The organism is Pseudomonas sp. 43(2021) (assembly GCF_017490805.1).
In the GTDB taxonomy this organism is placed as follows: Bacteria; Pseudomonadota; Gammaproteobacteria; order Pseudomonadales; family Pseudomonadaceae; genus Aquipseudomonas.
This window is the reverse complement of the sequence record NZ_JAFGYJ010000060.1, coordinates 1-3,342: the sequence shown is the minus strand read 5'-3', so window position 1 is coordinate 3,342 and position 3,342 is coordinate 1. Positions and strand designations below refer to the sequence as shown.

Below are 3,342 nucleotides of genomic sequence, written 5' to 3'. Positions count from 1 at the left end.
GCTCAGCGACTGTTCAACGACTGCCGCTGTTTTTTTCGCATCACTTTCCGTACCAGAAAAATGACGCCTGACTCTGGCCATCTGCTCGTCAAATCTGGCCGCATCCAGACTCAAATCAACGACCAGATCGCCTACCGGTTCAGCCATACCGGACTCCTCCTGCGATCCCTTCTGATACTGTCATCAGCATTACGTCATCCTCCGTCATGTCCGCCACATCCGGGGAAGCGGGGATAACTTCATTCCCGTCCGGGCCAAAGCGGACACCTCCGGCAAGCCCTGCCGCTTTCTGCATCAGCACATCATCTTCAGGCTCTTCGTCAGCCTCGCGCCGGTTCAGCAGACTGAAATCCAGCGGATGCATATCCGGATCGCTGAAAAACAGGCTGAGCACGGTGTACGTCAGCCCGGAAAAGTGCATATCCAGCAGAACATCATGAAAATAATGGGTACTGTAAAAGCGGTGCCAGTCGGCATACTCCGTGGATGACATCCCGGCAAGCATGGCACGCCAGTCGGGTCGCCCCATCTCACGCGCCAGTTTCAGGGCAAAACTCAGCTCACCGTCGAACACTTTCCCGCAGAAACAGGCTCTGCGGGCCCGGCGTCCTCTGTCTGTTCAGGGGCATTATTCACCACAAACTCATACATACCAGACAGCCGGTACACCACGTTTTCAGCATGAGAAATTGCCTCCGTGGGCCAGGTGGTAAGCACTTCCTGCTCAATCTGTTTAACGGCTTCATTCATGGACGGCATCTGCGTCTTCTGCGGATGGTTATGCCACAGGGACATCGCCACCAGAAACGCGCCGGTTCTGATGGCGTCTTCCACAGTAAACTTCCGGTTGCTGTCTGACTCCGCCTGTTCTGCCTGCCGTTTCATCAGGGCGAGATGCTCAATGCGCTGCAGGGCTGACAGTTCAGAAAGCGTGACGGTCACACCGTTATGTTCAAATGATTCGGTTTTCAGGAACATCGCTGACTCTCCGGATTAACTGGCGGTGACGGTAATTTCTGCAACCGCAGCAAACTCACCATTACCGGATACAACCGGAATGTTGACCTTGCCTGCAGCAACGCCGTTCACGGTGATGGTCATACCACTGACCGACACGGTGGCTTTTGTTTTATCCGCAGACACCGCACGAAAGCTCTTGTCGGTTACGCCCTCCGGCTGGAAGGCCACGGTCAGCGTGGTGCTCTGCCCTTTCACCACCGAGGTGCTGGCAGGCGTCACGGTCATGCCGGTTGCCGCTGTTACCGTGCTGCGATCTTCTGCCATCGACGGACGTCCCACATTGGTGACTTTCACCGTGCGGGTGATCACTTCCTTCGCCGTCACCGCCTTACCGATACTGCTGACCCAGCCACGGAACACATCGACCGTGCCGTTCGGGAAGCGGATTTTATAGGCACGGGTATCGCCTTCATTAAACCACGCCAGCAGCGCCTGCTGCCCCTGCTCTCCGGGCATCCACGCCAGCGTGAAGCTGGTATCTCCGGCAGATTTCTGCCCCTGCCCGGTCGCAGTCCAGTCTGCATCTTCATCATCGAGATAGCTGTCGTCATAGGACTCAGCGGTCAGTTCGCCGGGCGTCAGGTCTTTAACTTTTGCCAGACGCGACCAGTCAACGTCTGAAAGCGGATTCGCGTAAGGGTCACCGCTCCCCTTATAAACCCACAGGGTGGTCCCGGCACCTTTCACCGGCATTGTAGGATTTGGTACAGGCATAGCGTCCTCACATTTCATAGGTAATGACATAAGTCAGATCGGCTGAACTCCACAAGCCCGCATCATCGTCGCGCCGGTAGTCATAGCCGCTGGCCACCATACTGGTGATCAAATCTGACAGTGCCGGGATATCGCTCATCACCGGATAAATCCGGGACTCCATCCACGCATCCAGCTCTGAATCCGGCACCTGAGCAGGCAGGAAAACTTCGATATGCAGCTCCGCCTGCCAGGTATCGCTGTCCAGCTCTTCGCCCGTGTATTCAGCGCCGGTGAGATAAACGGCAACTGCCGGAAAATCCGCCTCATCAAAAACAGCGGGGCGACCATCAAAAAACGTCGCCCCGGTGTCATGCTTCTCCAGTGCATCCAGTACGGCTGCACGGAGTTCAGTATGTTTCATCGCTTTATTACCATCCTCAGTTGATGCTGCAGCGCATAGCCCAGCTCTTTCGGAAGACGTTCACGCCGTATCCGCTCAATATTTTGTTTAAACGCCGTGGTCAGCGGCACCGCCATCGGGATTTTCACCACATCAATGGGGTAACGGTTTTTCCCAGCCACACGCTGCATGACATGCCACCGGCCATTTTTCAGTTGCTGAATAAACGCGCCGGGAATACGACGGTTACCCACCACAAGCACGCTGCCGCCACCTTTCAGGGATGAACGCTGCCCCTTTTTACGACGCCTGCGGCGCGAAAGGACAACCCGCGCATTACCCAGCTTGATTACGGGCAAATCCCCCCGGTTAACTTTGATTCTGGCCTGCGGATTTTTGACCGTGGCCCTTTTCAGCCTGGCCCTTTCCTTTACCAGTTTCCGGCGTACCTTTGTCTCACGGGCAACCTGTGACGCCGACTGCGATATCGCGGATGAAGCAACGCGGTTAATGGCCATTGCGGCGGCACCAGGCACCGCCGTTTTGCTGATACGGCTGAGGTTTTCAACGGCCTGCTCAAGACCTTTTATGGCCATACATCCCCCTTTCAGCGGCGACGGTTAACGGCAGGCGGTACGCCCCGTCCAAGCCAGAGATGACAACTTCCGCCATCATCCGGCGAAACCCGATCTACCCAGAAATTTTCCTCACCGATGGTCAGCGTGTCTCCACGCCGCAGCTGCCGCACCTCATCAGTCCGGACAAACAGGGACGGGCTGGAGCCTTCAACGCGCACGCCCTGTCCGGCATAGCTGATATTTTCAGGGTCATCAAAAACACCACGTATCACCGCACCTGACTGCTCACCGGATGTAATGGTGGCTGACGTTCCCATGTACCCGCGTATCGTTTCATCGGCGCGGGCAATGGCAGCATCGAACAGGTTATCGAAATCAGCCACAGCGCCTCCCGTTATTGCATTCTGGCCAGGCCGCGCTCTGTCATTTCGGCTGCCACACCGGCAGAGACACGAAACGCCGTTCCCGGCAGCACAAATGCCACAGGTTCATCCCGCGTGGCGTGAAGTGCATCAGTATGCAGCTTCACCAGTGCCACGACCGTGACCAGTTCAGACGTATCCAGAATCACGGTATCCGGCTGCGCTGATCCCACCTCATTTTCATGTCCGGTCAGCACATTTTCCCGGCTGAGAGGGGTGTCCTGAC

General features: G+C 56.4%; 7 protein-coding genes. All 7 read right to left on the bottom strand.

Annotated elements, in window-relative coordinates; all coding sequences use genetic code 11:
- Positions 1-139: 139 nt before the first annotated feature.
- Positions 140-574: a phage tail assembly protein T gene (locus tag J5M71_RS25695; RefSeq protein WP_000459457.1), complete on the bottom strand. Its 435-nt coding sequence runs from the start codon at positions 572-574 to the stop codon at positions 140-142.
- Positions 556-978 carry a phage minor tail protein G gene (locus J5M71_RS25690; protein WP_000479153.1) on the bottom strand — a complete coding sequence of 141 codons (423 nt, stop codon included), beginning with the start codon at positions 976-978 and terminating at the stop codon, positions 556-558. Before J5M71_RS25690 ends, J5M71_RS25695 begins: the two co-directional genes overlap by 19 nt.
- A 15-nt stretch (positions 979-993) precedes the next feature.
- Positions 994-1,734: a phage tail protein gene (locus tag J5M71_RS25685; protein ID WP_001349920.1), complete on the bottom strand. Its 741-nt coding sequence runs from the start codon at positions 1,732-1,734 to the stop codon at positions 994-996.
- A gap of 7 nt (positions 1,735-1,741) precedes the next feature.
- On the bottom strand, positions 1,742-2,137 hold the full coding sequence (locus J5M71_RS25680; RefSeq protein ID WP_000683105.1) for a phage minor tail U family protein: 396 nt from the start codon (positions 2,135-2,137) through the stop codon (positions 1,742-1,744).
- Positions 2,134-2,712 (bottom strand): phage tail protein, encoded by a 579-nt coding sequence (locus J5M71_RS25675; RefSeq protein ID WP_000975070.1) that lies wholly within the window; start codon positions 2,710-2,712, stop codon positions 2,134-2,136. The genes J5M71_RS25680 and J5M71_RS25675 overlap by 4 nt, the downstream gene beginning before the upstream one ends.
- Before the next feature lie 11 nt (positions 2,713-2,723).
- A complete protein-coding gene (locus J5M71_RS25670; protein WP_000752979.1) occupies positions 2,724-3,077 on the bottom strand; it encodes a head-tail joining protein in 354 nt (117 codons plus the stop codon).
- A gap of 11 nt (positions 3,078-3,088) precedes the next feature.
- Positions 3,089-3,342 (bottom strand): DNA-packaging protein FI (gene gpFI, locus J5M71_RS25665; RefSeq protein WP_243434348.1); only part of this gene is annotated, 254 nt, incomplete at its 5' end.

Excerpts from the sequence above, each read along its gene's own strand:
- J5M71_RS25690 (WP_000479153.1), bottom strand. The coding sequence starts at position 978 with ATGTTCCTGAAAACCGAATCATTTGAACATAACGGTGTGACCGTCACG.
- J5M71_RS25685 (WP_001349920.1), bottom strand. The coding sequence starts at position 1,734 with ATGCCTGTACCAAATCCTACAATGCCGGTGAAAGGTGCCGGGACCACC.
- J5M71_RS25680 (WP_000683105.1), bottom strand. The coding sequence starts at position 2,137 with ATGAAACATACTGAACTCCGTGCAGCCGTACTGGATGCACTGGAGAAG.
- J5M71_RS25675 (WP_000975070.1), bottom strand. The coding sequence starts at position 2,712 with ATGGCCATAAAAGGTCTTGAGCAGGCCGTTGAAAACCTCAGCCGTATC.